The sequence below is a fragment of the Chlamydia serpentis genome (genome assembly GCF_900239945.1).
GTDB lineage: Bacteria > Chlamydiota > Chlamydiia > Chlamydiales > Chlamydiaceae > Chlamydia > Chlamydia serpentis.
Genome location: NZ_LT993738.1, coordinates 609414 through 634599, shown reverse-complemented (window position 1 = coordinate 634599; position 25186 = coordinate 609414). Strand labels below are relative to the sequence as shown.

Sequence of the window (25186 nt, the reverse complement as noted above, 5' to 3'; positions counted from 1 at the left end):
CAAAAAGTAGGTATTAAACTCTAAGATCTCGTTATTCGTCCTCTTGAGCTAGACTGTTGTTGCGGAGAAGGAGAACGACTGCTTCTCGGACTTCTTGTTGGAGAGGATCCTGGAGAAGGTCTTGGAGAAGTCGGTGTTTCTCCAGTTGCTTGATTGAGAACTTCTGACATATTCATAGCAACCTGACGAGCTGCTGCCCAAAGTTGTGGTCCTGGATTTCTGTTGCTTTCCAAGGGAATCGCAAAAGTTTGTGATCGTGCTCCTTGTTGTACTACGAGACATCTTCCTGCAGCGTTACGTACCATAGAAATTGTAGCCACCTGTTTTGTACCAGAAGGAAGAGGAGCCTCAGGAGTTTGTGTCGAGATAGATGCTGTAGCTTTTGTTTCAGTTCCTACGCCTGTACTTTGAGTGGATACGCTTCCGGATCCAGTTCCTGTAGATGTTGTAGCTTTTGTTTCAGTTCCTACGCCTGTACTTTGAGTGGATACGCTTCCGGATCCAGTTCCTGTAGATGTTGTAGCTTTTGTTTCAGTTCCTACACCTGTACTTTGAGTGGATACGCTTCCGGATCCAGTTCCTGTAGATGTTGTAGCTTTTGTTTCAGTTCCTACGCCTGTACTTTGAGTGGATACGCTTCCGGATCCAGTTCCTGTAGATGTTGTAGCTTTTGTTTCAGTTCCTACACCTGTACTTTGAGTGGATACGTTTCCGGATCCAGTTCCTGTAGATGCTGTAGCTTTTGTTTCAGTTCCTACGCCTGTACTTTGAGTGGATACGCTTCCGGATCCAGTTCCTGTAGATGTTGTAGCTTTTGCTGGGATTATTGTTGCTTGTTGAGATTGTTGGATAATAGGGGTACTAGATGATTGTTGTACAATCGGTATTATTTTAGCTAAAGTAGCTTGTATTGATTTAGGAGACGATGTAGATGGATTTTTACCTTGGATAATATCACGAATATGCCCCCCACCTGTATGTAAGGGATTGTCACCTTCATAAGAATTATCCAAATGTGTGCGGATTTTCTGTAAAAGACTTCTTAGATCATCAGAATTTTGTGAAAGATTCATTGTTGTAGATCGAGGACTAGTGCGGGGAGATCCGTTGCTCCTCTCGCCATCAATATCCACACGTTTAGCAAAGTGAACGGATCCATCCTCAGCAACAACTTTGATTTCCTTGTTGCTAGATGCAGCGTTTTCGGATTTTTGGGAAGATGATGACGTATTTGCAGTAGCTGAATTTGATGAGATAGAGCTTTGAGATGCGTTTTGAAAAACTCGTTTAGCAACACTAAAAGCTACCGTTTCAGGTTTATAAGGATGCATAATATTGTCACTACTACTTTCACCTTTGATGATCGATCCTAGAGTTACTCCATTATTTAAAGGAGTAGATACTGGGTTTTGGCTTCCTGCAGGATAAACATCATTTAAGTGTTCACGTACTCGAGCGAGGAGACCACGATTGTCAACAACGTTACTGTCTCCCCCAGGTACGGCTCCTCGAATAGAGTTACTAGCAGCGCCTCCTCGTAAACTACTAGTTGCTCCTACTTCACTTCCACTAACTCCATCACCAGGTCCATCATTAATCCCAGGCAAAACTACAGTAGGGATATTCTCACCATTTTCAGTGTTTCTTATGACTTGACCTAGATTTTGATTTAGATTTGTGACTGGCCTGCCATCTGTATTATAAGCTACGTTGAGATGTTTCCTAACATTACTTAAGACGGATGCTAGTTGTTGATTGGAGATATTCAAAAGACGGGTACCACTAATATTTGGTGGAGGACCTGGAGGAGCAGGAACTGTTGGTGGGGATTCGTTATCGACCCCAGGACCAACATCCGCGTAGTGTATCGTATCTTCACTTATAGTGCTTCCAGATCCTCGTGATTCTGTCCTGACTGTCTTATCATCTGTATTTGTCTCTTGATGAGACACATTCATATCTTCCGTAGATGTTCCCTGCGTTGTTGATGAGGTTGATGGTGACGGTGAGGCTCCTGTGGTAACATTAGTTGTAATTCCACCGAGATTGAAGCCGCCAAGGTTAACGTTTATGCCTCCCAAATCGACTTTCACAGTAGGCGTTCCAGAGCCTCCGCTAGGGGCTGCTGTAGGACCAGAACCTTGTGAAGAAGTAGAAGGGCGTGTGCCTTGCGTTTCATTCAAGAAGCTAAAATCAGGAGAAGGGGTAGCTTTCCAATTAATTCCCTTGAGTGGTCCAACATCGTCCCAAATAGGGCCTGCCTTTACTTCCGCTCCACGACGCCAGGCAGAAGGTGTGTATCCTGAGCTAGATTCTTTAGCATTCCAGGGGCCATATACTACAGCAGTTTTAAATTTCATACTGAGCATGAGATGATTATAATCACCCCCTGAAACGCCTGCACGTTCAGCTATTGTAGGTTGCACTCTATTAGTCCAATCTGCGTGAATATTTTCGTAACCAACACAAAACTTAGCTACACACATCTCTAAGTCAGCAGGTTTGGTAAGATTTTCTTTGGTTTTTGCATTGGTAACTTTTATAGACTCTGCAGTTTTCCAATCACCATTACGGACAAAGATAAAGCTACTTCTAGCTTCGTCCACGAAAACATAATGCCCCCCCTTAGTTTGCATTTTTTGCTGTACAGCGGGATTTTGTAAGAACTGCAATATAGAGGTCTTGTCTGTAGGATCATACTCGGGAATAGCATTTTCAGGTAGACCCCCGGGTCCTTCAGGTCCTTCAGCTCCTTCAGAACGTTCGCTTCCTGCGAGGTGTTCCAGATCTCCTAGATCGGAACTTCCAGTAGACCCTGATACGCTAGATGTATCGCTACTATCAGAAGAAGATATTACTGAAGGACGTCTACCTCCATGTAAGGCAAACATGCCTGCACTATGTGCTGCTTGTGCTGTAGGTCCAGCATCGCCAGTAGACGGAGAGGTTATAGAGAAATTACGTTCAGCAGTAAAATTTACAGCACTTGTATCATAATCTGCAATGTCTTGAATATCTTGATTGGCAAGAAGTTGTGTTGTTTGAGCTACACTCTCTGTCTGTCCAGATCCTGTTGTTGTAACTGTATGGTCTCCGAATATTCCTGTCGTGGTTGTCGTTACAGTTGTCCCTGTTTGGGTTACTTGCGTAGTTGTCGTTGGTTGGTTGATAGGAGATGCCATAATCTAGTCGAGAAAAACATAATTTTTAATCTTATTAATTATATTTTAAAATATGTTGGTTATATTTATCTCTTTTTTATTTATTAATAATAATAAACAAACAAAGATTAATAACTTTAATTGTTCTAAACGAATGTTCTAGACTCTAAGAGAAAAGTTTGCATGGCAATAAACTTTGCAGAAGGTTAACTTTCTTTTAATGATTTTTAGAGGAAGGAGAACGCAGAATGCAGGTTGCCGAAGTATTTGGTGGTGGTGAACTAAATGGTGAAGTAAGAATTTCGGGAGCCAAAAACTCTGCAACTAAGTTGCTTGTTGCTTCTATGCTTTCGGATCAAAAGTGTACGCTGCGTAATGTTCCAGATATCGGAGATGTTTCTCTAACAGTAGAGTTATGTGAATCTCTAGGAGCTCAGGTGATTTGGGATAAGGAATCCGAAATTTTGGAGATTCAAACTCCCCAAATACAGCGCACCAAAGTTTCTCCTGCATTTTCAAATGTCAATAGGATTCCTATCCTTTTATTAGGGGCGCTCTTGGGGCGTTGTCCTGAAGGAGTCCATGTTCCTGTCTTGGGGGGAGATGCTATAGGAAAAAGAACCCTGAATTTTCATTTCGAAGGATTAAAGAGACTTGGTGTAGATGTTTCCTGTGATAGTTTGGGGTATTATGCAAGAGCTCCTCAAGGTCTTCAAGGAAACTACATTAAGTTGCCTTATCCTTCTGTAGGAGCTACGGAAAATCTTATCCTTGCAGCGATTTATGCTAAGGGAAGAACAGTAATAAGAAATGCAGCTCTTGAAGCTGAAATTTTAGATTTAGTGCTCTTTTTACAAAAGGCTGGAGCAGACATTACTACAGATAATGACCGTACTATAGATATTTTTGGTGTTGATAATCTCTCTTCTGTAGATCACACGATTCTTCCAGATAAGATCGAAGCAGCTTCTTTTGGTATGGCTGCTATTGCCTCTGGGGGGCGCGTGTTCGTGAGAAATGCTAGGCAAGAACTTATGATTCCTTTTCTCAAGATGTTGCGATCTATAGGAGGAGGATTCTTGGTCGCTGAGTCAGGAATAGAGTTTTATCAACAACGTCCTTTAACAGGAGGTGTAGTCTTAGAAACAGATGTACATCCAGGATTTCTCACCGATTGGCAACAACCTTTTGCAGTTCTTCTATCACAAGCTCAAGGCTCTTCTGTAATTCACGAAACTGTTCACGAAAACCGTCTGGGTTACCTTTATGGACTTCAGCAAATGGGAGCCAAGTGTCAGCTCTTTCATCAGTGTTTAAGCGCCAAGGAGTGTCGTTATGTTGCGGGAAATTTTCCTCATAGTGCAGTAATTCATGGGGCAACTTCTCTAAAAGCTTCACATTTAGTCATTCCAGATTTGCGCGCAGGATTTGCCTACGTGATGGCGGCTCTCATTGCTGAAGGAGGCTACTCAGTTATAGAAAATACACACCTTCTAGATCGTGGCTATACAAATTGGGTAGGTAAACTGAGAAGCTTGGGAGCTAGGATTGAGATCTTCGATACAGAATGTAACCAACCTACAGACGCTCAAGAGTCTTTAGCCCTAAGAGATGCATCCCTGTAGCTAAGACCTTTTCTACTAGAGCACAAAGAAATAACCTTGATTTGGCGTAAGGCGAGTTTTCAATATGGCAATCACGGAAGAATGCGTTAAACTTATGAGTAAGATTATAAAGATAATCCGTAAGCAGATGAGGGCAGAGTTCTCTGATCGTACTTTCCAAAGCTTCGGGGAACCGTAGTAAAGCTAATACTAGAGCCTCTTCAGCAGGTTCTTGAATTTCAATAGGCCCTTCTAGGAGAAGCTGAGAAAGCCCTAAACGACGCTTGATTCCTTGGATACGCACATAAGCATAAAGTAGGAACATTGCTGTATTGCCCTCGAAGCGTAGCATTTTTTCAAAAGAAAAAACATAGTCACTAGTACGATGGGAAGACAAGTCACTATATTTTATTGCATTGATTCCGATTACTGGGGCTCTTGCCTTGATTTCGTCATCGGTAAGATCGGGACGGTGTGCTCTTAATGCTTCTTCAGCTTTTTTTATAGCAGTCATGAGAAGCTCCCAAAGCTTTATATTTTCTCCAGATCGGGTTTTAAATTTCTTCCCTTCAGAGTCAAGGACAAGACCAAAGCCTACATGAGAAAACATTCCTGGTTGTAGATATCCTGCAGCAATTGCTGTAGCTTCCAGTAATTGAAAATGTAATGATTGTCCTAAATCAGTAACAATAAAAATCCTATCAGCATGATCTTGTTCTATGCGATAACGCATAGCTGCAAGATCTGTAGTAGCATAGTTATAGCCTCCATCACTTTTTTGCACCATAAAAGGAATCGAAAAAGTTTCATGAAAGACACATTTGGCATGATTAGAAATAGTAATTAGGTTTTTCTTTTCTAAATCATGAATGATATCTGGTAGTAAGGAATTGTAGAAGGATTCTCCTCTGATTTCAATCGTGATATCTAGAATATCATAAATTTTTTCGAAGGCTCTTTCTGAGGTTTCACAAATCTTCTCCCATAGGATAATAGCATGAGGTTCCTGAGCTTGTAGTGCTACCACATTTTTTTGAGAGCGTTTTTTAAATTCTTCATCAGTAGAGAAACGCTCATGAGCTTTTTTATAAAGATTTGTAAGATTCTCAAGGTTGTCGTAGTCGCTCGGATGCTCTTGCAGATAAGTAATTAACATTCCAAAGGCTGTTCCCCAATCTCCAATATGATTAAGCCTGAGTACATTATGACCTACATAAGTCAATATTCTAGCAAGACTGTCTCCAATGATTGTAGAACGTAGATGCCCAACATGCATATCTTTAGCAATATTTGGAGAAGAGAAGTCAACAATGATTTTTTTTGGGTCCGAAACACGGTATCCTAATTTTAGGGCTTTCGTGAACTCTTGTAATTGTTGCTCTAGAAATGATCGAGAAAATGTAAAATTAATGAACCCTGCTCCAGCAATTTCAATGGAAGAAAAAGGTTCTTGAGGAATCTGAGCTACTATAGCTTCCGCAATGCCTTTTGGAGCTTGTTTTAAAACCCGGGCTAGCTTCATAGCATCATTACATTGGTAATGACCAAAGTGTTCTTTTGTAGATTGAGTAAGTTCTGGAGTCCAGGTTTCTAGACTAGGAAATGCTTTAGAGATTGCTTGAGAACATATTGAAGATAGGATAGAAAGCAGTGACAACATAACGTTAGGGGACCTCTCCTTTACAGCCTGATTCATACCACACTTTAAGTTCAGCAATTTTGTCCATAATTTGGTTGGTGATAATTTGATAGGCTTCTTTATTTTTGATTTTCGGATTTTGAATAATATCATCAAAGTGCATAGGAGTCCCAAAAATGCAGGTGATCGTCTTCCATACATTCGGAAGGTTTTGATGACGGTTAAAAGCTTCGAAGGTCCCTCCAATATAGACAGGAATAACAGGAATTTTGGATTTCATGGCCATCATACCAATGCCGATTTTGCCAGGCTGTAATTGACCGTTAGGGCTACGTGCTCCTTCAGGATAGATCACTAACTTTTTCCCATCTTTAAAGAGTTGAACAGCAATTTTAAATGCTGCAGCATTCCCTTCTTCAGTACGTACTGGGAAACAACCCCATTGTTTCCATAGCCAAGGAATATTAAATAGAGAGGCACGTGCGAGGTGATAAATACACTCATGAACACACATGTGTAGGGCTATGGGATCTAGGAAAGAATTGTGGTTTACTGCAATGATTGCAGGGCCTTTAATGAAATTTTTCTTCGTTCCATAAACTTTAAGTTTGTAGAACAAAGAAAACAGTACCCAGGTAAAGAATTTGCAAATACGAAAAATCATAATTGATGCGGAGATAGTAAGGCTAAAATCTTCTCTAGAACTTGACTCATTGTCAAATCTGAAGAGTCTAATACAAAAGCATTTTCAGGGATGACTAGGGGGTCATAAGCACGTTGAGAATCCGCAGCATCGCGATTGATTAGCTCGGCCTGTAATTCCTCATGGGAAAGTGTTTCTTCAGGGAGATCTTTTAAACGTCTCTGAGCACGTACAGCAGGACTTGATGTTAGAAAAATTTTTAAATCTGCATTAGGGAAAACCTTGGATCCCATATCTCTTCCCTCAAATATACAATTACCAAGTTTTGCGTAACTTCGTTGCAAGTCCTGCATAAATACACGTACCTTAGGCAATCGAGAAAGTTCTGATGCTGCATTTGCAACCTCTTGAGTTATTAATTCAGAGGTAAGGAGGCGGCCATTAAAAAAAGATTCTAAAGGCTGCCCTACAGCAAAGATAAAGGAAAAGGGCGGGGTTTCTAAAAACTCTTCTAAAGGAAGGTTGTTCCAAGGGGATTGTAAACGAGCATATGCTAACGTTCGATACATTTTTCCTGTGTTGCAGTAGTTAAAATGTAGATGTTCTGCTAGAGCCTTTGCTGTTGTGCTTTTCCCTGTTCCTGAAGGCCCGTCAATGGTAATTATCATCGGATAAACTCTTTAGCTTGGGTTATTAGTAAAAATAAATAAACAATTGGAGTAGAGAGGATTAGAGAGTCTAAAGTATCTAGCATGCCACCCACAGCTTTGAGCTTGTTACTATTTTTTAAATGAGCATCACGCTTAAACATAGATTCGATAATATCACCAAAGAACCCAGTAATGCCTAAAACCAACCCTAGGGGAATCAAAATCGCAGGAATAGGAAAATAGTTCATAAATCTAGAAGGAATTTGTAGGAAAAAAATAAAACTAATTAGTGTTGCTCCCAAGCAACCTGCAATAAAACCTATAACAGTTTTATTAGGGCTAATTTGTGGGGTGATTTTCTTATTCCCGAATGCCTTGCCAAAAAAGTAGCCAAAAATATCAGCACCTTTGGTGGTGGCAATAAGAAAGGAAGCCCACCAAATGCCAAGATAAGGTTCTTGTGTATCAATGAAGCCATAGAGAATGTGTAAAAACAGACGTATAGGGATCCCTACATATAAAATAGAAAAAAGAGTCACTCCAGATAGCTGTAGAGGGCCAATCTCGGATTTTCGAACTTTAAAGATACTCCACACCACCCAAATGATAAGAACAGTCCAAGGAAGAGCACTAGAATATTCAGGAAGACTATGTCTTAAACGGATAGCAAGAAAGCTTAAAGCGATAAATAAGAAAGATCCTAACGTACTATACATCCTTAGTGGATAATGCATTTTTACTTTCGCCATAGAAGAATACTCATAGGTACCCACAGCACCACAAATTGCTGTGATAAATCCTAAAGCAAAAGAAGTCAGCGGAAATAGAGAACTATAGAGAAGAAGAACTAGAAATGTGAGTACTAATGAATGAACGACAACACGTTGAAATAAATCGCCATATGCACTTGACTTGGATTTAAACTTATTTAAATTAAGCACCTATTTACCTCCTCGTCTTGATCTTTGCTGGTAAACTTTAATAGCTTCAAAAAGATCTTCAGGCGTAAAATCTGGCCATAAGATCTCAGTGATATATAATTCTGTATACGCTATTTGCCACAATAAAAAATTACTGACACGCATTTCACCTCCTGTACGGATGAGTAAATCAGGGTCGGTAAGTCCTGATGTGTCTAAATAAGAGCTAATTAGAGATTCTGAAAGGTCGTCAGAGGATATTTTTTTATTTAAAATATCAAGATGTAATTTTTTAAATGCGCGTGTTAATTCATCTTTTGCCCCATAGTTGATCGCTAATACTAATTCTAACCGAGAAAATTGTGCTGTCATATGCACAACTTGGTTTATCTTTTTCTGTATCACTTTCGGAAGCTTGCAAAGATTTCCTATACAACGTAAGCAAATTTCGTTTTCAATCAGGTAAGGGAGTTGCTTGTCTAACTGTGTATAGAAGATTTTAAAAATTTCTCGAACCTCTTCCTTTGATCGAGAAAAATTTTCAGTAGAAAACGTATAAAGAGTAAGAACCTCGATCCCCAAATCTAAAACGGCGTTTAAAATATTTGGTAGGACTTTAGCACCATAATAATGGCCTGATGTATGTTTGTGTTCATACGTATCGCGATGTTTTCTATACCATCGGCGATTGCCATCCATAATAATAGCCACATGTTTTGGAAGAGGCTGTAATGAAGGAAAACCTTGTTTAGTGTTTGACGTAGCTAAAGACAAATCAACAGAATCATTTATTAGAGCGTAAGTCACAATTCGTTCTCAGGAACAACTTTTCGAAGCTATTTTTTAGGAAAGGGGAAACGGCTGACTTGCCTAAGGCAAAAACGTTAAAAATTCCCTAACCCATTCAATTTTAAAGGATCATTATATTATTATTTTCTAATAAGCCATTTGTTCTATGAACAAATTTTTCAAATTTCTCAATTCGGATGAGTAAATAAAAGGACTTTTAGGCACCTCCTTAATCTAAGTATACTCGACTTCCTACAGAAATGAAAAAGTACAAAATATTAGGTTGCATAGTAGAAGAAACTCGAATATCTTGACAAGTTGACATTCAATTTTTCGAAGATGTAGCAATTTAAAATTTTTTCACGTTCTCTTCATAACATTTTAAAAGTAATTTTGTTTGTTTTTTAATTTTTTGTTTTTGTTAATATTAGTCTCTATCTATAAATTCTAACTGTTTTTAAAAATAAATAACATTCTATAAGGATTTCTCTTATGAAATTTCCGCGCATTTCTATTTCGGACTTGCTTCCTACGCAAATGTTGATTTGGTGGCGAGGTGGAGAAAAGGTCCACTATTTGCCGAATGCACAAAATTTATCCAAAAAAATAGTTGGCGGTGTTCTAGCTTGTTTAGGGTTAGGTTTATTAGGATGTGCAGCATTTGCAGCAGGGGCTTGTCTCACAATTTTTCCATGTATAGGTCTTGTCGTTATAGGTTTTATTATTTTAGGGATTGCCTACTTGCAGTACTCTAAAGGGTGGTCGAGGGTACAGCTACCTCGGTTTCGAAAGACTGATGTTTTTGAAAAACCCTTGACTTGGGTACAGCTTCTCTCCCTATTGCAATCTTGGAATAAAATACGTGCTGGATGCTATTATCACCCGGGGTGCCCTCAAGTACAGATTTGTGAAGCTTCTCAGGAAATTATTAAGAAGATATCCCGGAAGAAATTTGATAAAAACACCAGTGTGTTTCTAATTCAGGAATTCGATGGAACGGCATTAAAAAAGGAAGTCGAAGAAAAGAATACCTTATTGCAAAAAACTTTTGGCTTAGACCCTTCTACAATTGCCTCGTGCCCTTCTAAGAACCAAAAAAAGATTTCAGAACGTTTATCCCCTGAAGTTATCCCTAGACACTCAACAAATGAAACATGTCTTAGCAGTGCGATTTATATCAAATTCCCTAAGGTCGGTGAAGATAATCAATGTAGAGAATATATACGTGCCTATTCTCAAGCATTTTTTTCTGCATTAAATCAGATCAGAGATCTTTCTGGAGGAAGAAAACAGAACATCTACATACTCACTCCCATCCTCGGGACTCCTCTCACACCATCTTTAGGGACCGAAGATGAAATAAAATTAATTTCAAAAGCAGCTTTTCTTTATGCGGCTCAGCTTGTGGCAAAATATCTTGCAAAATATGAACCCAATTCTGTTCGCATAACTTTTATTTTAAAGGATCTAACGTCTCAAACACCGTTGTCTTCACCTCTATCGAACCTTTCCCCTGCTTCTCTTCGCGATTTTGTTAAAGAGCATAATTGTATGTTTGCATAGCCTCGACTTGAACGAGACTTTTCAGTAGGATGTGTGTGTTGTAATAATACAAAATAATCTTTTACAGAAATATAAATGAAAAATTTGTTTGAAAACAGAGGTGTCTGTTCGTTTGACGATTTTTTTTTCAACTGGTATTTTGGTTTTAATATTTCCTGATAAAAAGTAGAGCGGTGCAATGAAACACAAGGTTAAGCGTAATTTCGCTATCATTATTTGCGTATTTGCTTTGGCGTTATATTACGTTTTGCCTACATGTTTGTATTATGCTAAGCCCCTGCATAAGAAAATAGATCGAAACGAAGCTGAACAAATAATAAAATCTTTTACTAGGCAAGCTCAACAAGTTCGTAAGGAGATAGTTCCTCGAGTTTCTAGTATTCTTTCGTCTTTAAATTTGCGTGGGCAAATACAGAAGCATCCTGCTATTCCAGATGTTGTAAGTGTCCATTTTAAGAGTAGTAAAGATGCTGACGATTTTATTGCAAACCTTGTATATGCAGAACCTAATATACCAATAAAATCTTCAAGACTTCACGTGGTAGGCTATGGTCAAGAGAAAAATAGCCATGTTATTCAAGTCGCAAATTCTTTAAATACTTCTTTAGTAGAAAGTGATTTTTCTTTTGTTCCCTATTCTCCTGAAAACGAACAAGAGATAATTACCGGTATTTTGCAGCAGGTCCATTCTGAATGTGCTCTTTTAATCCAAAAAGACTGTTCTTGTTACCCTTCTATGTGGGTTGAGGCTCCTAAAGAGCACATTTTAAAGTATGCGCACAATCTGGCTTCTGGATTTGAGATTTTTTCTTCTCGCCTCGAAGCTTTTTGTCAATATTCTTTTTCTTCGACACAAGATAAAATCGCATTTTTATCTCGTCTTTCTTTATTGATAAACGACACAGAGGTCGAACTTGAAGATCAAAAATTGCTAAGAAGCGTATACCAGGTTCTTTCTCAGAACCCATCTATTTGTAGGTTAAAGCATGCTTATATTGACGGGAACCGATTGGATTGTAGTGAGTCATCATTATTTTTTAACTCTATAAAGTATTCTCCTGAACAACGGGAAGTCATACTGCAATTGCATCCTGATTTGTTAAACATACGTAAGACCTTATCGACCGAGCAGCTTTTAGATTTTGAAAGTCGTCTCGCTATGGAAAAAGAGAGGCTTTCTAAGCAATTAAACGCGCAATTAGAAGATCATTCCTTAGGGTTTGCGTTTACTTGGATGGATCGAGATACTCAGGGGAAAATCATTCTTCATAGAGAACGTCTGTTCCAAGGAATCATAGAACACCTGACTGCGTTAACTTTAAATAGGCCTACAGCTGAATCTTGTGATCTCATTACTGAAAATTTTCCAATTTTTTGCCGTCAACCTACAGAGAGTGAGTCTTTTGGTTGTTATATCTTTTCTCCTGATATAGGTTGTAAGCATTTTTCTAGGGGTTCGATCTATATTTTATTCAAAGGCCTACGCTCAATCATTGCAAAATATGAACAGGCTCGAGACAAGGAAATCCGTAGTTTCGAAAGGGATTTGCAAAATCTATATAATTGTTTTTCTCATACGGATGCTATTTCTTGGAGTTTAGGAGAAGATCAAATTCTAGAAATTCGAAAACCATTACAGCAGTTTTTAGATATTTGGGGAGAACGATTTATAATAGGAAAAGAAGGTAGTGCTTTCCTAGAGGTTAAAGATATTAAAGATCGCCTTGCTACTGTAAATCAAATTGAAAAGAATCGTCACAATGACTTAGTACGCTGGCATGAACAATATCGTCATGCAAAGTGTTCTATGGATCCCCAGGAACGGTTAAGAGCTCCGATTCCCCACCAGAATCTCTTTCTAGAAAATATGAAGCTAAATATGAGAAAATTCTCTCGAGGCGAGAATATTTTACGTTTTGGTATTGATTTTATTGGAGGCCGCCAACTCCTTCTTTCTTTTAAAGATTACCAGGGAAAACAGCTTACTGGTAAAGAAGATATCCTCAAGGTTTCCGATGAGTTGTATGCTCGCTTAAATAAACTCGGGGTTTCTGAGATAGAACTTCATCGTGAAGGTAACTGTATACACCTTAGTGTGCCAGGATCTTCTACAATCTCTTCATCAGAGATTCTAGGAACCTCAAAGATGAGTTTCCACGTTGTCAACGAGAAATTCTCTCTTTATAATGGATTGCGCTATGAGGTGCAAAAGTTTTTAGACTATCTTTGGTATACTGCTAAATCTCGAGGGACACCCTCTCCGGAGGAAATTAATATTTTGGCAAGTGTTTTATTTAATGAAGAGGTAGATTTGCCTCGGAGTGTCCACGAGGTAATTCATAAACTTAAAAGTGAAGGTCTTGCCTTTCCTCCTGTCGATTATCAAATACCATCTACAGATTTAGATACCAAATTTTCCATGATTGCTATTGAAAAGGATAACGAACACAAGGCAAATCCGTTAACAATTGTTTTTAGAAACTACGCGTTAGATGGCTCTTCTCTGAAAGATATTCGTCCTGAGTTTGCTACAGGTGAAGGTTATATTTTAAACTTCTCGATCAAAGATACCACTCCTAGGACAATGGTAGAGAGACTTTCACCTGCAGAGAATTTTCACAAATGGACTTCTGCATATTGCCAAGAGGGAGTCAGCGGCACTATTAATGAACAATATTCTGCGAATCGTGGATGGCGCATGGCGGTAGTTGTTGATGGTTACATAATTAGTAGCCCTATTTTAAATGCTCCTTTGAGAAGTCATGCAAGTGTTACAGGAAAATTTACTCATCGTGAAGTCAATAAGCTCGCCTCCGATTTAAAATCCGGCGCAATGTCTTTTATTCCTGAAGTTCTTAGTGAAGAGACTATATCCTCTGATCTTGGGAAAAAACAATGTACTCAAGGCATTATCTCTGCATGCTGTGGTTTGGCAGTGCTAATCGTTTTGATGTGCATATACTACAGATTCGGAGGAATTATTGCTTCAGGGGCTGTTCTACTTAATCTTCTGCTTATCTGGGCTGCTTTACAGTATTTGGATGCACCACTGACTTTGTCAGGACTTGCTGGGATAGTCCTTGCTATGGGAATGGCTGTAGATGCGAATGTTCTTGTATTTGAAAGAATCCGAGAAGAGTTCTTATTATCGCAAAGCCTTTTGCGATCTATAGAAAAGGGGTATAAAAAAGCTTTTGGAGCTATTTTCGACTCTAACTTAACTACAATACTTGCTTCAGCTCTCCTTTTCTTCTTAGATACAGGTCCAATTAAAGGCTTTGCTCTAACATTGATTTTAGGAATTTTTTCCTCCATGTTTACTGCTCTTTTTATGACTAAGTTTTTCTTCATGATATGGATGAACAGAACCCAAGATACACAATTACACATGATGAATAGATTTGTCGGTGTCAAACATGATTTTTTAGGGGGATCCAAAAAACTTTGGGCTGTTTCAGGAAGTATTATCTTTTTGGGACTCATAGCTTTGAGCTTTGGAGCTTGGAATTCTGTTTTAGGCATCGACTTTAAAGGAGGTTATGCGTTTACATTTAATGCAGGAGAATATGGTATTGAGGACATTACTCAAGTTCGTGGCCAAGTTATTGATAAATTAAAGAAGGTAGGCCTTTCCTCTAGAGATTTTCGTGTCCAAACATTTGGATCTTCAGAAAAAATAAAAATTTATTTCAGCGATAAAGCCTTAACTCAAACTAGAGTAGATAATAATCAGCATCCTGAAATCACGGATCATAAGTTGGCATTGGCATTAGGATTATTATCAGAAACAGGTCTAGAATTTTCTAGTGAAAATTTACGAGAAACACAGAATTTTTGGTCTAACGTAAGTAGCAAGTTATCTACTAAAATGCGTCATCAAGCATGTATAGGCCTTTTAGGAGCTTTAATAATCATTTTGTTTTATGTTAGTTTGCGTTTTGAATGGCGATATGCTTTTAGCGCTGTCAGTGCTTTAATACACGATCTTATAGCTACCTGTGCAGTCTTGTTTGTAGCACAATTCTTTTTGAAAAAAATACAAATAGATGTTCAAGCAATTGGAGCCTTAATGACTGTATTAGGGTATTCATTAAACAATACCCTAATCATTTTTGATCGCATTCGCGAAGATCGACAGGCTAAGTTATTTACGCCAATGCATATTTTAATTAATGATGCTTTGCAAAAGACCTTTAGTCGCACGATCATGACAACAGCTACTACCCTGTCTGTGTTGTTAATGTTATTGTTTATAGGGGGAGCCTCTGTATTTAATTTTGCCTTTATTATGACTATAGGAGTTCTTTTGGGGACGTTATCATCTCTTTATATTGCCCCGTCACTTCTCTTGTTTATGATCGGTAAAGAAAACAATGCAAAATAGGTGTTATACTAAAGGTGGAGCAATACAAAAATGTCCTTAGCTTATAAGCTCAAAGACTCTTTGGTATCAATTTTATGACAAATTTAGATAATGTTTCGGCAGCAGGGTTATCCTGGGTTTATCCCAAGGAAGATCCTGCATTTCTTGCAATGATTATCAAAGAATTCCATCTTCCCCCTATAGTCGCTCAGATCTTTATCTCAAGAGGATTTCAAACAATTCAGGAAATTCATAAATTCTTGTACAGTCATCTTTCGAGCCTTTATGATCCTGGATTATTTTTAGATATGTCCAAAGCTGTAGAACGCTTACTGCTAGCTCGAGATCGCAAAGAACATGTCATGATTTATGGAGATAGTGATGTCGATGGGATGACAGGTGTTGCCCTTCTTGTAGAATTTCTAAGAGAAATCGATATTCGTGTAAGCTATTTTTTTCTTGGTGCGATACTGAAACAGCATGGAGAAACTACTACGCTCATTGCTAAACTAAAAAAAGAGCAAGTTTCGTTATTAATCACTGTAGACTGTGGAATTACTGCAGGGAAAGAAGTCAGTGATATTACAAGGCAGGGTATTGATGTGATCATTACAGATCACCACATGCCTACAGGGAAAATGCCTCACTGTATAGCTACCCTAAACCCTAAATTGCGCGACCATACTTACCCTAACAGAGAACTTACAGGAGTAGGGGTTGCTTTTAAGCTCGCCAGGGGAGTGTTAAATGCACTGACCTCTAGAAATCTTGTCTCTAAAAATCAACACAATCTAAAAAAGTTATTAGATCTTGTCACCTTAGGAACAATTACTGATGTTGGCGTCTTATTAGGAGAAAATCGTCTTATGGTTCGCTATGGGATTAAAGAAATTGCTAGAGGCTCCCGAATCGGACTGAATAAGCTGTGTGCATTGGCAGGAGTAGAAAGAAGTGAAGTCACCTCTACGGATATAGTTCTAAAGATCGCACCAAAACTAAATAGCTTAGGACGCTTAGATGACCCTGAAAAAGGTGTCGAACTTTTGCTTACCCAAGATAGTCAAAGAGCAGATATTCTTATCGCTGAACTGGATAACATAAATAAAGAAAGGCAGAGAATAGAAGCAGAGGTATTCCAAGATATTCAGGAAATTTTAAATAGTAATGCAGACCTTTTAAAGCAGGCTGCTATAGTTCTCTCATCAATGAAGTGGCATGCTCGTGTTATTCCAATTATCTCAGCACGTCTTGCTAAAACGTATAACAAACCTGTAGTAATCATTGCTATCCAAGGAGGAGTGGGAAAAGGCTCTGCAAGAACTATAGGATCGTTCCCTCTGCTTGGAGTTTTGAAAAAATGCTCTTCTCTTCTTCTATCCTATGGAGGACATGATTTTGCTGCGGGGATAATTATAAAAGAAGATAAAGTCGAAGATTTTAAAAAGAAATTTATTCACCTTGTCCATTCATCTTTGAAAAAACGGGATGCTCTTCCTCATCTTGAAATCGATGCATATGCTGATTTTGACGCTATAGATCATGACCTTTTATCTTCCATGGAATTGTTCGAACCTTTTGGAAAAGGAAACCTCATGCCTGTATTCTGTTCGAAAGTTGTCCAAGTGCGCTATCCTAAAGTATTGCCAGGGAACCATCTTAAGCTCTATCTTAGTCAAAAAGAAAGGAATCTTGAAGGCGTAGCCTTTGGTATGGGGGATCATGCTTCTGCATTAAAAGCACGTTGGCATGTACCTCTGGAGGTTGCTTATACACCACGTCTATCCCAAACTTCGGGATCAGGGGTGATTCATCTCCTTGTCCGTGATTTTCGTATTGCTTTAGACTCTAATTTTTAAGCTTTAAAAAAGAGTTTTGTTTAATTCAAAACATAAAGTACTTTTTAATTACTTCAAAATAGCGAATTTGTTTTAAAATAATTCAAACAGTTTCTTTTTAGATAAAAATCTTGTTAATTGAAGACAGAGAGGGGTAGTTTTTATTAAACTAACTAGAAATTTTGATTCGAACTCGTCTACTTTTTATCTTTAGTTTATTGAATAGCTTTCATTATAATATCTTTTTAAATAATTTCTCTTATTTCTAATTCAGGTAAAGATGTCCTTTGCTATTACAAGCGAACAGTACGCACCTGTATTCGATAGACATCCTGAACCCTCAATTCAGATGTTCTCTTCTGATCGGGAACGAACTTCTTGGGAAAAGAGACAAGCGCATCCTTATCTTTATCGTCTTATAAGTATCGTATGGACGATTGTTAAAGTTCTTCTTGGCTTAATCTTCTTCATTCCTCTAGGTCTGTTCTGGGTCATTCAGAAGATCAGTCAGAATTGTGTTGTTCCTGCAGCAGGAGGCTGGCTTCTTAGAAGCATATGTCAAGATTCTTATTTATTAAGAAAAGCTTACGCAGCTCGTTTGGTCTCAGCCTCATTTCGAGAACACATCTCCTCTGTTCGAAGAGTCGTTCTGCAGTATGATGATCTATTGATTGATGGATTGGAGTTGCGATTCGCTAATGCTAAACCTGATCGATGGATGCTAATTTCTAACGGGAACTCTGATTGTTTGGAATACAGGACTATCCTACAGGGACAAAATGACTGGATGTTACGTATAGCCGAAGGATCTCAAGCTAATGTTCTGATCTTTAATTATCCAGGCGTAATGTTGAGTCAAGGAAAGGTAACAAAAAACAATTTAGTAAAATCTTTTCAGGGATGTGTACGCTATCTTAGAGATGAATCAGAAGGCCCTCATGCGCGTCAGATTATTGCCTATGGTTATTCTTTGGGAGCCAGTATTCAAGCTGAAGCCTTGAGTAGGGAAGTCACAGATAGTAGCGACGGTATTCAATGGTTTGCTATTAAAGATCGTGGAGCTCGTTCTATAGGAGGAGTTGCTCAACAGTTTATTGGAAGACTGGGTTCTTTAATAGCCAATCTTACCGACTGGAATATTGATTCGGAAGCAAAAAGTAAGGTTTTGCGTTGTCCTGAACTGTTTATCTATGGAACTGATTGTGCAGGGAACCTAGTTGGTGATGGACTGTTCGCAAGGCGTACCTGCTTTGCAGAACAATTCTTAGATTCCAAAAATCTCAAAAGCTGTTTAGGCAAGAAAATTCCCGTATCTCAGATTGGTTTAAGACATGATCACGTGCTTTCTGATGAGGTGATTCAAACCATTATAGGTCATATTCGTAGCTATTTTGATAATTAGAAAGAAGTCTTTTGTTAGGTGAAAAATAGGTCTTTAGGTTTAGAAAACAAGGTCGAGTCAAGAATTTTATACTTTTGTTGCTCCATATTGGGTTGTTTTTAAATTTTTTCTTTATCACTTCTTTGTTTAAGTCTACCCTCATTGATAATCGAAATTAAAAAAAAATACTTCGTTCAGGAAAAGAAAAGAGTAGATATTTTGTTGATTCTTGGTATTTTGTTTTGTCTACCTAAGAACAAGTCTTAATTAGGAAATCCTCTCTCGGGCTATCCAGGGGATGTTTTTTTGTAATACGTAATTTTTATAATGTAAAGAAGTGTTAATAAATCATAGTTTTGTTTGCTCTTTATTAAGATTTTAATGTGAAAACATAAACTTTGTATTAACAAAAAAGCTTGATTAATAAAGCTTTTCTTAGGAAAATACTTCTTTAAAAACTTCTAAAAACAAGGAAGAAATTAACTGTTACGGTTGTTTTAATTGTAAATATGTTGAGGGGGAGGGGTGCTAGCTTATGGCGTGCGAACAACATGAGGAATGCTACGAAATAGAAGAACAAGAAGAAGTTGAGAATGTCAAAAACTCAGATACAACATGGGTATCGATAACTCAAGCTGCTAAACTACATAACGTAACTAGGCAGGCAATTTATGTAGCAATTAAACAGAAAAAACTTAGGGCTTCTAAAGAAACGCGTTGGGAAATAGATATCAAAGATTTGGAAGAGTACAAACGTAATCGTTACTCTAGAAAGAAATCTTTGTATCAAGGAGAGCTGGTTTTTGATAACGGTAAAGGATGCTACTCTATCAATCAAGTTGCTCAGATTTTAGGTGTGCCTGTACAAAAAATTTATTATGCAACTCGTACTGGAACAATACGAGGAGAGCGTAAAGGAGCCGCTTGGGTGATTCACGTATCTGAAATCGAAAGATATAAGAGCGAGTATCTGAGTAAGCAGACCGCTAAAAAATTAAAAGAAGCTGCATTGAAAGAACCCCAGACTTCGAATTTTGAATCTTCCACTGAAATTTTTTCTGAACTTAATTAATTTGCTTTCGATTTTTCGATTCTTCCATAACACTATTGATAACTTCTTTTTCTGCGTTTCGATGCCAGAACAATTTCCTCTCATTTAAGGGTAGTGGATCTCTCTTTCATCGTATTCTTTGAGAGACTCCCCAATTTTGTAATGAAATTAGGGAGTTTATTTTGATTTTCAACGTTTACTTTTTTAGGTAGAGGATTTCCCTTGAAGAAATAGCTGTTTTCAAGGTATGAAGTCTTCCTGGTCTAAGGATAAAAGAAACATGAATTGGGAAAATGTCCGTGTTAGGGTAGCTCCTTCTCCTACAGGAGATCCTCATGTAGGTACCGCTTACATGGCTCTGTTTAACGAAATCTTTGCAAAGCGATTTAAAGGGAAGATGGTTCTCCGTATCGAAGATACGGACAGAACGCGTAGTCGTGAAGACTACGAACAAAATATCTTTGCAGCTCTTCATTGGTGTGGGATCCAGTGGGATGAGGGGCCTGACGTGGGAGGCCCTTACGGCCCCTATCGTCAGTCGGAACGCACGGAAATTTATCAAGGGTATGTTGATGCTCTTTTGAAGACAGAGTATGCTTATAAGTGCTTTGCGACTCCCGAAGAACTAGCTGAAATGCGCGCTGTTGCAAATACCCTTGGTTATCGGGGTGGCTATGACCGTAGGTATCGTTACCTCTCCCCAGAAGAGGTCTCGTTAAGAGAGACTTCGGGTCAACCCTATACCGTCCGTCTTAAAGTTCCTCTTTCAGGAGAATGTATTTTTGAAGACTATAGTAAAGGAAGAGTTGTTTTCCCTTGGGCAGATGTTGATGATCAGGTTTTAGTAAAGTCGGATGGATTCCCTACTTATCATTTCGCTAACGTAATTGATGACCATCTCATGGGAATCACTCATGTTTTAAGGGGGGAGGAATGGTTAAGCTCCACTCCTAAGCATCTTCTACTTTATCAAGCTTTTGGTTGGGAGCCCCCTGTATTTCTTCATATGCCCCTTCTGCTTAATCCTGATGGCACAAAACTTTCAAAAAGAAAAAATCCAACCTCTATTTTCTATTACCGTGACACAGGATATGTAAAAGAAGCTTTTGTTAACTTCCTAACCCTTATGGGTTATAGCATGGAAAGTGATGAAGAGATTTACCCTCTAGAGCGTATTATAACAAACTTTAATCCTCGACGTATTGGAAAGTCGGGGGCTGTTTTTGATATCCAAAAGCTTGATTGGATTAATAAGTACTACCTTAATCACAAAGCTTCTCCCAAAGCTTTATTAGAAGAACTTAAGGGGTGGTTGCTCAATGATGAATTTTTATTGAAAATACTTCCTTTATGCCAATCTCGGATTGCCAATCTAGCGGAATTTATCAAACTGACCTCCTTTTTTTTCTCAGCATTTCTAGAGTATAGTGTTGAAGAGCTCCTTCCTTCGGCTCTTCCCGCACAGCAAGCTGCTCTCGTTCTTTACAGCTATGTAAAGTATCTTGAGAAATCGGATCAATGGACAAAAGATAATAGTTACTCTGGTTCCAAGTGGCTCGCTCAAGCGTTCAATATTGATCATAAAAAAACTATTATTCCTCTCCTCTATGTTGCTCTTACTGGAAAGAGAAAAGGATTACCTCTTTTTGACTCTTTAGAAATTCTAGGGAAGCCTCGAGCAAGGGCTCGTCTTTTGCACGCACAAAAACTTCTGGGAGGAGTTCCTAAGAAGTTGACGATAGCTATAGATAGGTTCATGGAAAGAGACGATTTTCAAGAATCTACCTTTGATTTAAACTTATATAATTAGCTTGAAGCAACTTCAAGTAGGTGGCTCCTAAAATCATTAGAGCCGATATCTAAAGTTCAGCTTTTACTCTTTTTTCACGTACCTGATTTTCTATAACCGGTTTATTTTAGATTACAAACTTGTACGATAGCAAGTATTAAGTATAGCCTTTGCTAGTAATAACTCTAAGGAGTGAGCTTTATTGAGGAGAGGAGTTCTTCCTTGAGCAAGAATATAACTGCGTGGAGGAGGTGCGTAGCTACAGCCTACGGAAAATAAAGATACTAGGAAAACAATGTTACAAAAGTAAAATAATTTCATTTCCCTTCTCATTTTTATTTTTTAATATTACACAATTATTTCGTTATAATTCAATAATTTGATTGCATGTTTGATATTAATTATTTTTATAACCGTTTGTTTGTCAGTCTCATGGGTTTATAATATAGAAAAATTTGTCCATTTTTATTGACTAGCTCTTTATTTTTTAAAAAATTATTTTTATCAATAAGTAATATTATTTTCCTAATTCGTTTCCTTTTGAAAATTATAGATTTATATTTTAGTAATTGATTCTTTAAAAAAGGATCCTTAATTGGAAAAATATTTGACTAGAAAAAATAATTGATAAAATTTTTATTTTCATTTGTAATATTGTTCATGGGAACGTGCTTTATTAATTATTAAAAGTTCAATTCAATTTCAATAATAAATAAGTCACGAAAGTTTTCTAATTAGAAAGGAGTTAAAAACTTATGAAAAAAGCTGTTTTAATCGCTGCAATGTTTTGTGGTGTTGTTGGCTTAAGTAGCTGTTGCCGCATTGTAGATTGTTGTTTTGAAGATCCTTGTGCCCCCTGTAATCCTTGTGAAGCAATGAGAAAGAAAGATAAATGTTCTACCAATAATTCGTGTGGATCTTACTCTCCTTCTTGTTCTAATCCATGCGGTTCATCAGAGTGTAACAGTGTTCAAGGTCCACAAGTTAAAGGCTGTACACCCTCTGATGGCAGATGTAAACAGTAAGAAAAGTTGTCTTAGTTGTTTACTTAAATTGATCGGGTAGTTAGGAAGTAAATTAATTCTTGACTACCTTAATTTAAAATAATAAACCCAAATGTTGAGGGTAAGAGTTTACAAAACGTTCTACCCGATGGCAGAAGAAAAATTAAACATGCGATAGGAGATCCCTATGTCCAAACTCATCAGACGAGTAGTTACGGTCCTTGCGCTAACGAGTATGGCGAGTTGCTTTGCCAGCGGGGGTATAGAGGCCGCTGTAGCAGAGTCTCTGATTACTAAGATCGTCGCTAGTGCAGAAACAAAGCCAGCACCTGTTCCTGTAACAGCGAAGAAGGTTAGACTTGTCCGTAAAAATAAACAACCAGTTGAACAAAATAGCCGTGGGGCTTTTTGTGATAAAGAATTTTATCCCTGTGAAGAGGGAAGAGGATGTCAACCTTTAGAGGCTCAACAAGAGTCTTGCTATGGAAGGCTATATTCTGTAAAAGTAAATGATGACTGCAACGTAGAAATTTGTCAGTCTGTTCCAGAATATGCTACTGTAGGATCTCCTTATCCTATCGAAATCCTTGCTATTGGCAAAAAAGATTGTGTTGATGTTGTGATTACACAACAACTTCCTTGCGAAGCTGAATTTGTAAGTAGTGATCCAGAAACAGTTCCTACGAATGATGGGAAATTAATCTGGAAAATCGATCGTTTAGGCCAAGGCGATAGATGTAAAATTACTGTATGGGTCAAACCTCTTAAGGAAGGTTGTTGCTTCACAGCTGCTACTGTATGTGCTTGTCCGGAACTTCGATCGTATACTAAATGTGGTCAGCCAGCCATTTGTATTAAACAAGAAGGACCTGAGTGTGCTTGCCTAAGATGTCCTGTATGTTACAAAATAGAAGTAGTAAATACGGGATCAGCTATCGCTCGTAACGTAACGGTAGATAATCCAGTTCCTGACGGCTATTCTCATGCTTCTGGTCAAAGAGTACTTTCTTTTAATCTAGGCGATATGAAACCTGGAGATAAAAAAGTATTTGCAGTTGAATTCTGCCCTCAAAAAAGAGGACAGGTGACCAATATTGCTACTGTAACTTACTGCGGTGGACACAAGTGTTCGGCAAGTGTAACAACAATTGTTAATGAACCCTGTGTACAGGTAAATATTTCTGGTGCTGATTGGTCTTACGTATGTAAACCGGTTGAGTACGCAATCTCAGTATCCAATCCTGGGGATTTGATTCTTCATGATGTTGTTATTCAAGACAATTTGCCTTCTGGTGTTACAGTGCTTGAGGCTCCTGGTGGAGAAATTTGCTGTAATAAAGTTGTTTGGCGTATCAAAGAGATGTGCCCAGGCGAAACTCTACAGTTTAAAGTTGTGGTGAAAGCCCAGGTTCCTGGAAGATTTACAAATCAGGTTGCAGTAACTAGCCAGTCTGATTGTGGATCCTGCACTTGCTGCGCAGAAGCAACAACGCATTGGAAAGGTTTAGCAGCGACTCATATGTGCGTATTAGATACAAATGATCCTATCTGTGTAGGAGAAAATACAGTGTATCGTATTTGCGTAACTAACCGTGGTTCTGCTGAAGATACGAACGTATCTCTGATTTTGAAGTTTTCAAAAGAACTTCAGCCAATCGCTTCTTCAGGGCCAACCAAAGGAACGATTTCAGGTAATACGGTTGTTTTCGATGCCTTACCTAAACTTGGATCGAAAGAATCAGTAGAGTTTTCTGTTACATTGAAAGGTATCGCTCCTGGGGATGCTCGTGGCGAAGCTATTCTTTCTTCTGATACGTTAACTTCACCCGTATCGGATACAGAAAACACCCATGTGTATTAAATTCTAAGAAATTATCCTAGAGGCTTTTCTCTGATAATTTTCAAAGAATTACCGTCCTAGTGCAGTGCATTAGGACGGTTTTTTTTGTCTTATTTCCCTAATTTAAATAGTTCAATTTATGATCAGGATAATTCTTAAGAAGCTGGTTTTAAGAGATTTATTTTGCAAAGCGCCTCCTTGCGCTATGTAATTAAAATTTTTAATTAATGTTTTTGTAGTGTAGTCTGTTTCTTTAGAAATTATATTAGGAGAACGGTATGTCATCAAATCTACATTCCGTGGGGGGAACAGCAGAAGGAACAGGCAATACTAATTTTATCAATCTACTAGACGAAGTAATAGAGGATCCTGAGAAGAAGCTAAAAGATGTAGCAAGCAGTCCTGGATTAGCCAATATGGTTTTAGGATGGGTAAGAGGAAAGATTATCAAGCCTGTGCGTGAATCCAAGCTTTTTCAATCTAGAGCTTGTCAAATTACTTTGCTTGTTTTAGGCATTATTTTTGTTGTAGCTGGTTTAGCTTGTATGTTTATCTTTCATAATCAATTAGGTGCAAATGCATTTTGGTTGATTATCCCTGCAGTGTTGGGATTGATTAAATTATTGGTCACATCATTATGTTTTGACGAAGCCTGTACAGCAGAAAAGCTCATGGTATTCCAAAAATGGGCAGGGGTTTTAGAGGATCAACTTGATGATGGTGTCCTTAACCAATCGAATAAGATTTTCGGTCATATAAAAACCGGGTCAACAGTGAATTCTAGGTCAAGTACTCCAATACTTGAACGTAATATTAGGATTGGGAATGCACAAGCCGCATCATCACCGAAGATTAGTAATAAAAAATCACATCACGCTTAGATTTTTATCTTATGAGCATCCTAGCATTTTGGGGTGCTGTCTATTATTCACTTGTGTTTAGGATTTATACAAA

General features: G+C 38.1%; 17 protein-coding genes. 10 read left to right on the top strand and 7 right to left on the bottom strand.

The genetic code is table 11. The features are described 5' to 3' along the window. Positions 1–20: 20 nt before the first annotated feature. On the bottom strand, positions 21–3182 hold the full coding sequence (gene tarP, locus C834KP_RS02635) for a type III secretion system actin-recruiting effector Tarp (protein ID WP_108896642.1): 3162 nt from the start codon (positions 3180–3182) through the stop codon (positions 21–23). Positions 3183–3409: 227 nt separating this feature from the next. Between tarP and murA the strand changes: the two genes are divergently transcribed. Then, the gene (gene murA, locus C834KP_RS02630; protein ID WP_108896641.1) at positions 3410–4786 is read left to right on the top strand and encodes a UDP-N-acetylglucosamine 1-carboxyvinyltransferase; all 1377 of its coding nucleotides are present in this window, start codon (positions 3410–3412) and stop codon (positions 4784–4786) included. Here the strand turns inward: murA and argS are convergent. Genes argS through C834KP_RS02605 form a run of 5 tightly spaced genes read right to left on the bottom strand, consistent with a single transcriptional unit; the run spans position 4740 to position 9391 of the window. Further along, on the bottom strand, positions 4740–6425 hold the full coding sequence (gene argS, locus C834KP_RS02625; protein WP_108896640.1) for an arginine--tRNA ligase: 1686 nt from the start codon (positions 6423–6425) through the stop codon (positions 4740–4742). The two genes, murA and argS, sit on opposite strands and share 47 nt — an antisense overlap. Before the next feature lie 4 nt (positions 6426–6429). After that, positions 6430–7068: a lysophospholipid acyltransferase family protein gene (locus C834KP_RS02620; RefSeq protein WP_108896639.1), complete on the bottom strand. Its 639-nt coding sequence runs from the start codon at positions 7066–7068 to the stop codon at positions 6430–6432. Further along, positions 7065–7715, bottom strand: coding sequence for a (d)CMP kinase (gene cmk, locus C834KP_RS02615; RefSeq protein ID WP_108896638.1), 651 nt, complete (start codon positions 7713–7715; stop codon positions 7065–7067). The genes C834KP_RS02620 and cmk overlap by 4 nt, the downstream gene beginning before the upstream one ends. Then, the gene (locus tag C834KP_RS02610; protein ID WP_108896637.1) at positions 7712–8638 is read right to left on the bottom strand and encodes a phosphatidate cytidylyltransferase; all 927 of its coding nucleotides are present in this window, start codon (positions 8636–8638) and stop codon (positions 7712–7714) included. The genes cmk and C834KP_RS02610 overlap by 4 nt, the downstream gene beginning before the upstream one ends. Further along, positions 8639–9391, bottom strand: a complete 753-nt coding sequence (locus C834KP_RS02605; protein ID WP_108897137.1) for an isoprenyl transferase — start codon at positions 9389–9391, stop codon at positions 8639–8641. Between the two features lie 507 nt (positions 9392–9898). Here C834KP_RS02605 and C834KP_RS02600 point away from each other — a divergent pair. The 6 genes from C834KP_RS02600 (at position 9899) to gltX (ending at position 21409) form a co-directional block, all read left to right on the top strand. Further along, positions 9899–10969: a phage holin family protein gene (locus C834KP_RS02600; protein ID WP_108896636.1), complete on the top strand. Its 1071-nt coding sequence runs from the start codon at positions 9899–9901 to the stop codon at positions 10967–10969. A 178-nt stretch (positions 10970–11147) separates the two neighbouring features. Further along, a complete protein-coding gene (gene secD, locus C834KP_RS02595; RefSeq protein ID WP_108896635.1) occupies positions 11148–15353 on the top strand; it encodes a protein translocase subunit SecD in 4206 nt (1401 codons plus the stop codon). A 74-nt stretch (positions 15354–15427) separates the two neighbouring features. Further along, on the top strand, positions 15428–17188 hold the full coding sequence (recJ, locus tag C834KP_RS02590) for a single-stranded-DNA-specific exonuclease RecJ (RefSeq protein ID WP_108896634.1): 1761 nt from the start codon (positions 15428–15430) through the stop codon (positions 17186–17188). A gap of 259 nt (positions 17189–17447) precedes the next feature. Continuing rightward, positions 17448–18569 carry a CPn0927/CPn0928 family alpha/beta hydrolase fold protein gene (locus C834KP_RS02585; RefSeq protein ID WP_108896633.1) on the top strand — a complete coding sequence of 374 codons (1122 nt, stop codon included), beginning with the start codon at positions 17448–17450 and terminating at the stop codon, positions 18567–18569. Positions 18570–19083: 514 nt separating this feature from the next. Next, positions 19084–19620, top strand: coding sequence for a helix-turn-helix domain-containing protein (locus C834KP_RS02580; protein WP_108896632.1), 537 nt, complete (start codon positions 19084–19086; stop codon positions 19618–19620). A gap of 259 nt (positions 19621–19879) precedes the next feature. After that, positions 19880–21409, top strand: a complete 1530-nt coding sequence (gene gltX / locus C834KP_RS02575) for a glutamate--tRNA ligase (protein WP_108897136.1) — start codon at positions 19880–19882, stop codon at positions 21407–21409. Positions 21410–21520: 111 nt separating this feature from the next. On the opposite strand, the gene C834KP_RS02570 is transcribed toward gltX, so the two are convergent. Then, complete coding sequence (locus C834KP_RS02570; protein WP_108897135.1) at positions 21521–21709, bottom strand: hypothetical protein; 189 nt, start codon at positions 21707–21709, stop codon at positions 21521–21523. Positions 21710–22143: 434 nt separating this feature from the next. On the opposite strand from C834KP_RS02570, the gene C834KP_RS02565 reads away from it, so the two are divergent. From C834KP_RS02565 to C834KP_RS02555, 3 genes are all read left to right on the top strand, one after another. Beyond that, positions 22144–22413 carry a small cysteine-rich outer membrane protein gene (locus tag C834KP_RS02565; RefSeq protein WP_108896631.1) on the top strand — a complete coding sequence of 90 codons (270 nt, stop codon included), beginning with the start codon at positions 22144–22146 and terminating at the stop codon, positions 22411–22413. A gap of 166 nt (positions 22414–22579) precedes the next feature. After that, complete coding sequence (gene omcB / locus C834KP_RS02560; RefSeq protein ID WP_108896630.1) at positions 22580–24253, top strand: outer membrane complex protein OmcB; 1674 nt, start codon at positions 22580–22582, stop codon at positions 24251–24253. Between the two features lie 257 nt (positions 24254–24510). Further along, the gene (locus C834KP_RS02555) at positions 24511–25113 is read left to right on the top strand and encodes a cysteine-rich outer membrane protein (RefSeq protein ID WP_108896629.1); all 603 of its coding nucleotides are present in this window, start codon (positions 24511–24513) and stop codon (positions 25111–25113) included. Positions 25114–25186 lie beyond the last annotated feature (73 nt).

What these genes read in the sequence shown, in the direction of transcription:
- C834KP_RS02585 (WP_108896633.1), top strand. Translation starts at nt 17,448, where the DNA reads ATGTCCTTTGCTATTACAAGCGAACAGTACGCACCTGTATTCGATAGA.
- C834KP_RS02570 (WP_108897135.1), bottom strand. Translation starts at nt 21,709, where the DNA reads ATGAAATTATTTTACTTTTGTAACATTGTTTTCCTAGTATCTTTATTT.
- C834KP_RS02565 (WP_108896631.1), top strand. Translation starts at nt 22,144, where the DNA reads ATGAAAAAAGCTGTTTTAATCGCTGCAATGTTTTGTGGTGTTGTTGGC.
- tarP (WP_108896642.1), bottom strand. Translation starts at nt 3,182, where the DNA reads ATGGCATCTCCTATCAACCAACCAACGACAACTACGCAAGTAACCCAA.
- C834KP_RS02600 (WP_108896636.1), top strand. Translation starts at nt 9,899, where the DNA reads ATGAAATTTCCGCGCATTTCTATTTCGGACTTGCTTCCTACGCAAATG.
- omcB (WP_108896630.1), top strand. Translation starts at nt 22,580, where the DNA reads ATGTCCAAACTCATCAGACGAGTAGTTACGGTCCTTGCGCTAACGAGT.
- secD (WP_108896635.1), top strand. Translation starts at nt 11,148, where the DNA reads ATGAAACACAAGGTTAAGCGTAATTTCGCTATCATTATTTGCGTATTT.
- gltX (WP_108897136.1), top strand. Translation starts at nt 19,880, where the DNA reads ATGAATTGGGAAAATGTCCGTGTTAGGGTAGCTCCTTCTCCTACAGGA.
- C834KP_RS02555 (WP_108896629.1), top strand. Translation starts at nt 24,511, where the DNA reads ATGTCATCAAATCTACATTCCGTGGGGGGAACAGCAGAAGGAACAGGC.
- cmk (WP_108896638.1), bottom strand. Translation starts at nt 7,715, where the DNA reads ATGATAATTACCATTGACGGGCCTTCAGGAACAGGGAAAAGCACAACA.
- murA (WP_108896641.1), top strand. Translation starts at nt 3,410, where the DNA reads ATGCAGGTTGCCGAAGTATTTGGTGGTGGTGAACTAAATGGTGAAGTA.
- argS (WP_108896640.1), bottom strand. Translation starts at nt 6,425, where the DNA reads ATGTTGTCACTGCTTTCTATCCTATCTTCAATATGTTCTCAAGCAATC.
- C834KP_RS02620 (WP_108896639.1), bottom strand. Translation starts at nt 7,068, where the DNA reads ATGATTTTTCGTATTTGCAAATTCTTTACCTGGGTACTGTTTTCTTTG.
- recJ (WP_108896634.1), top strand. Translation starts at nt 15,428, where the DNA reads ATGACAAATTTAGATAATGTTTCGGCAGCAGGGTTATCCTGGGTTTAT.
- C834KP_RS02580 (WP_108896632.1), top strand. Translation starts at nt 19,084, where the DNA reads ATGGCGTGCGAACAACATGAGGAATGCTACGAAATAGAAGAACAAGAA.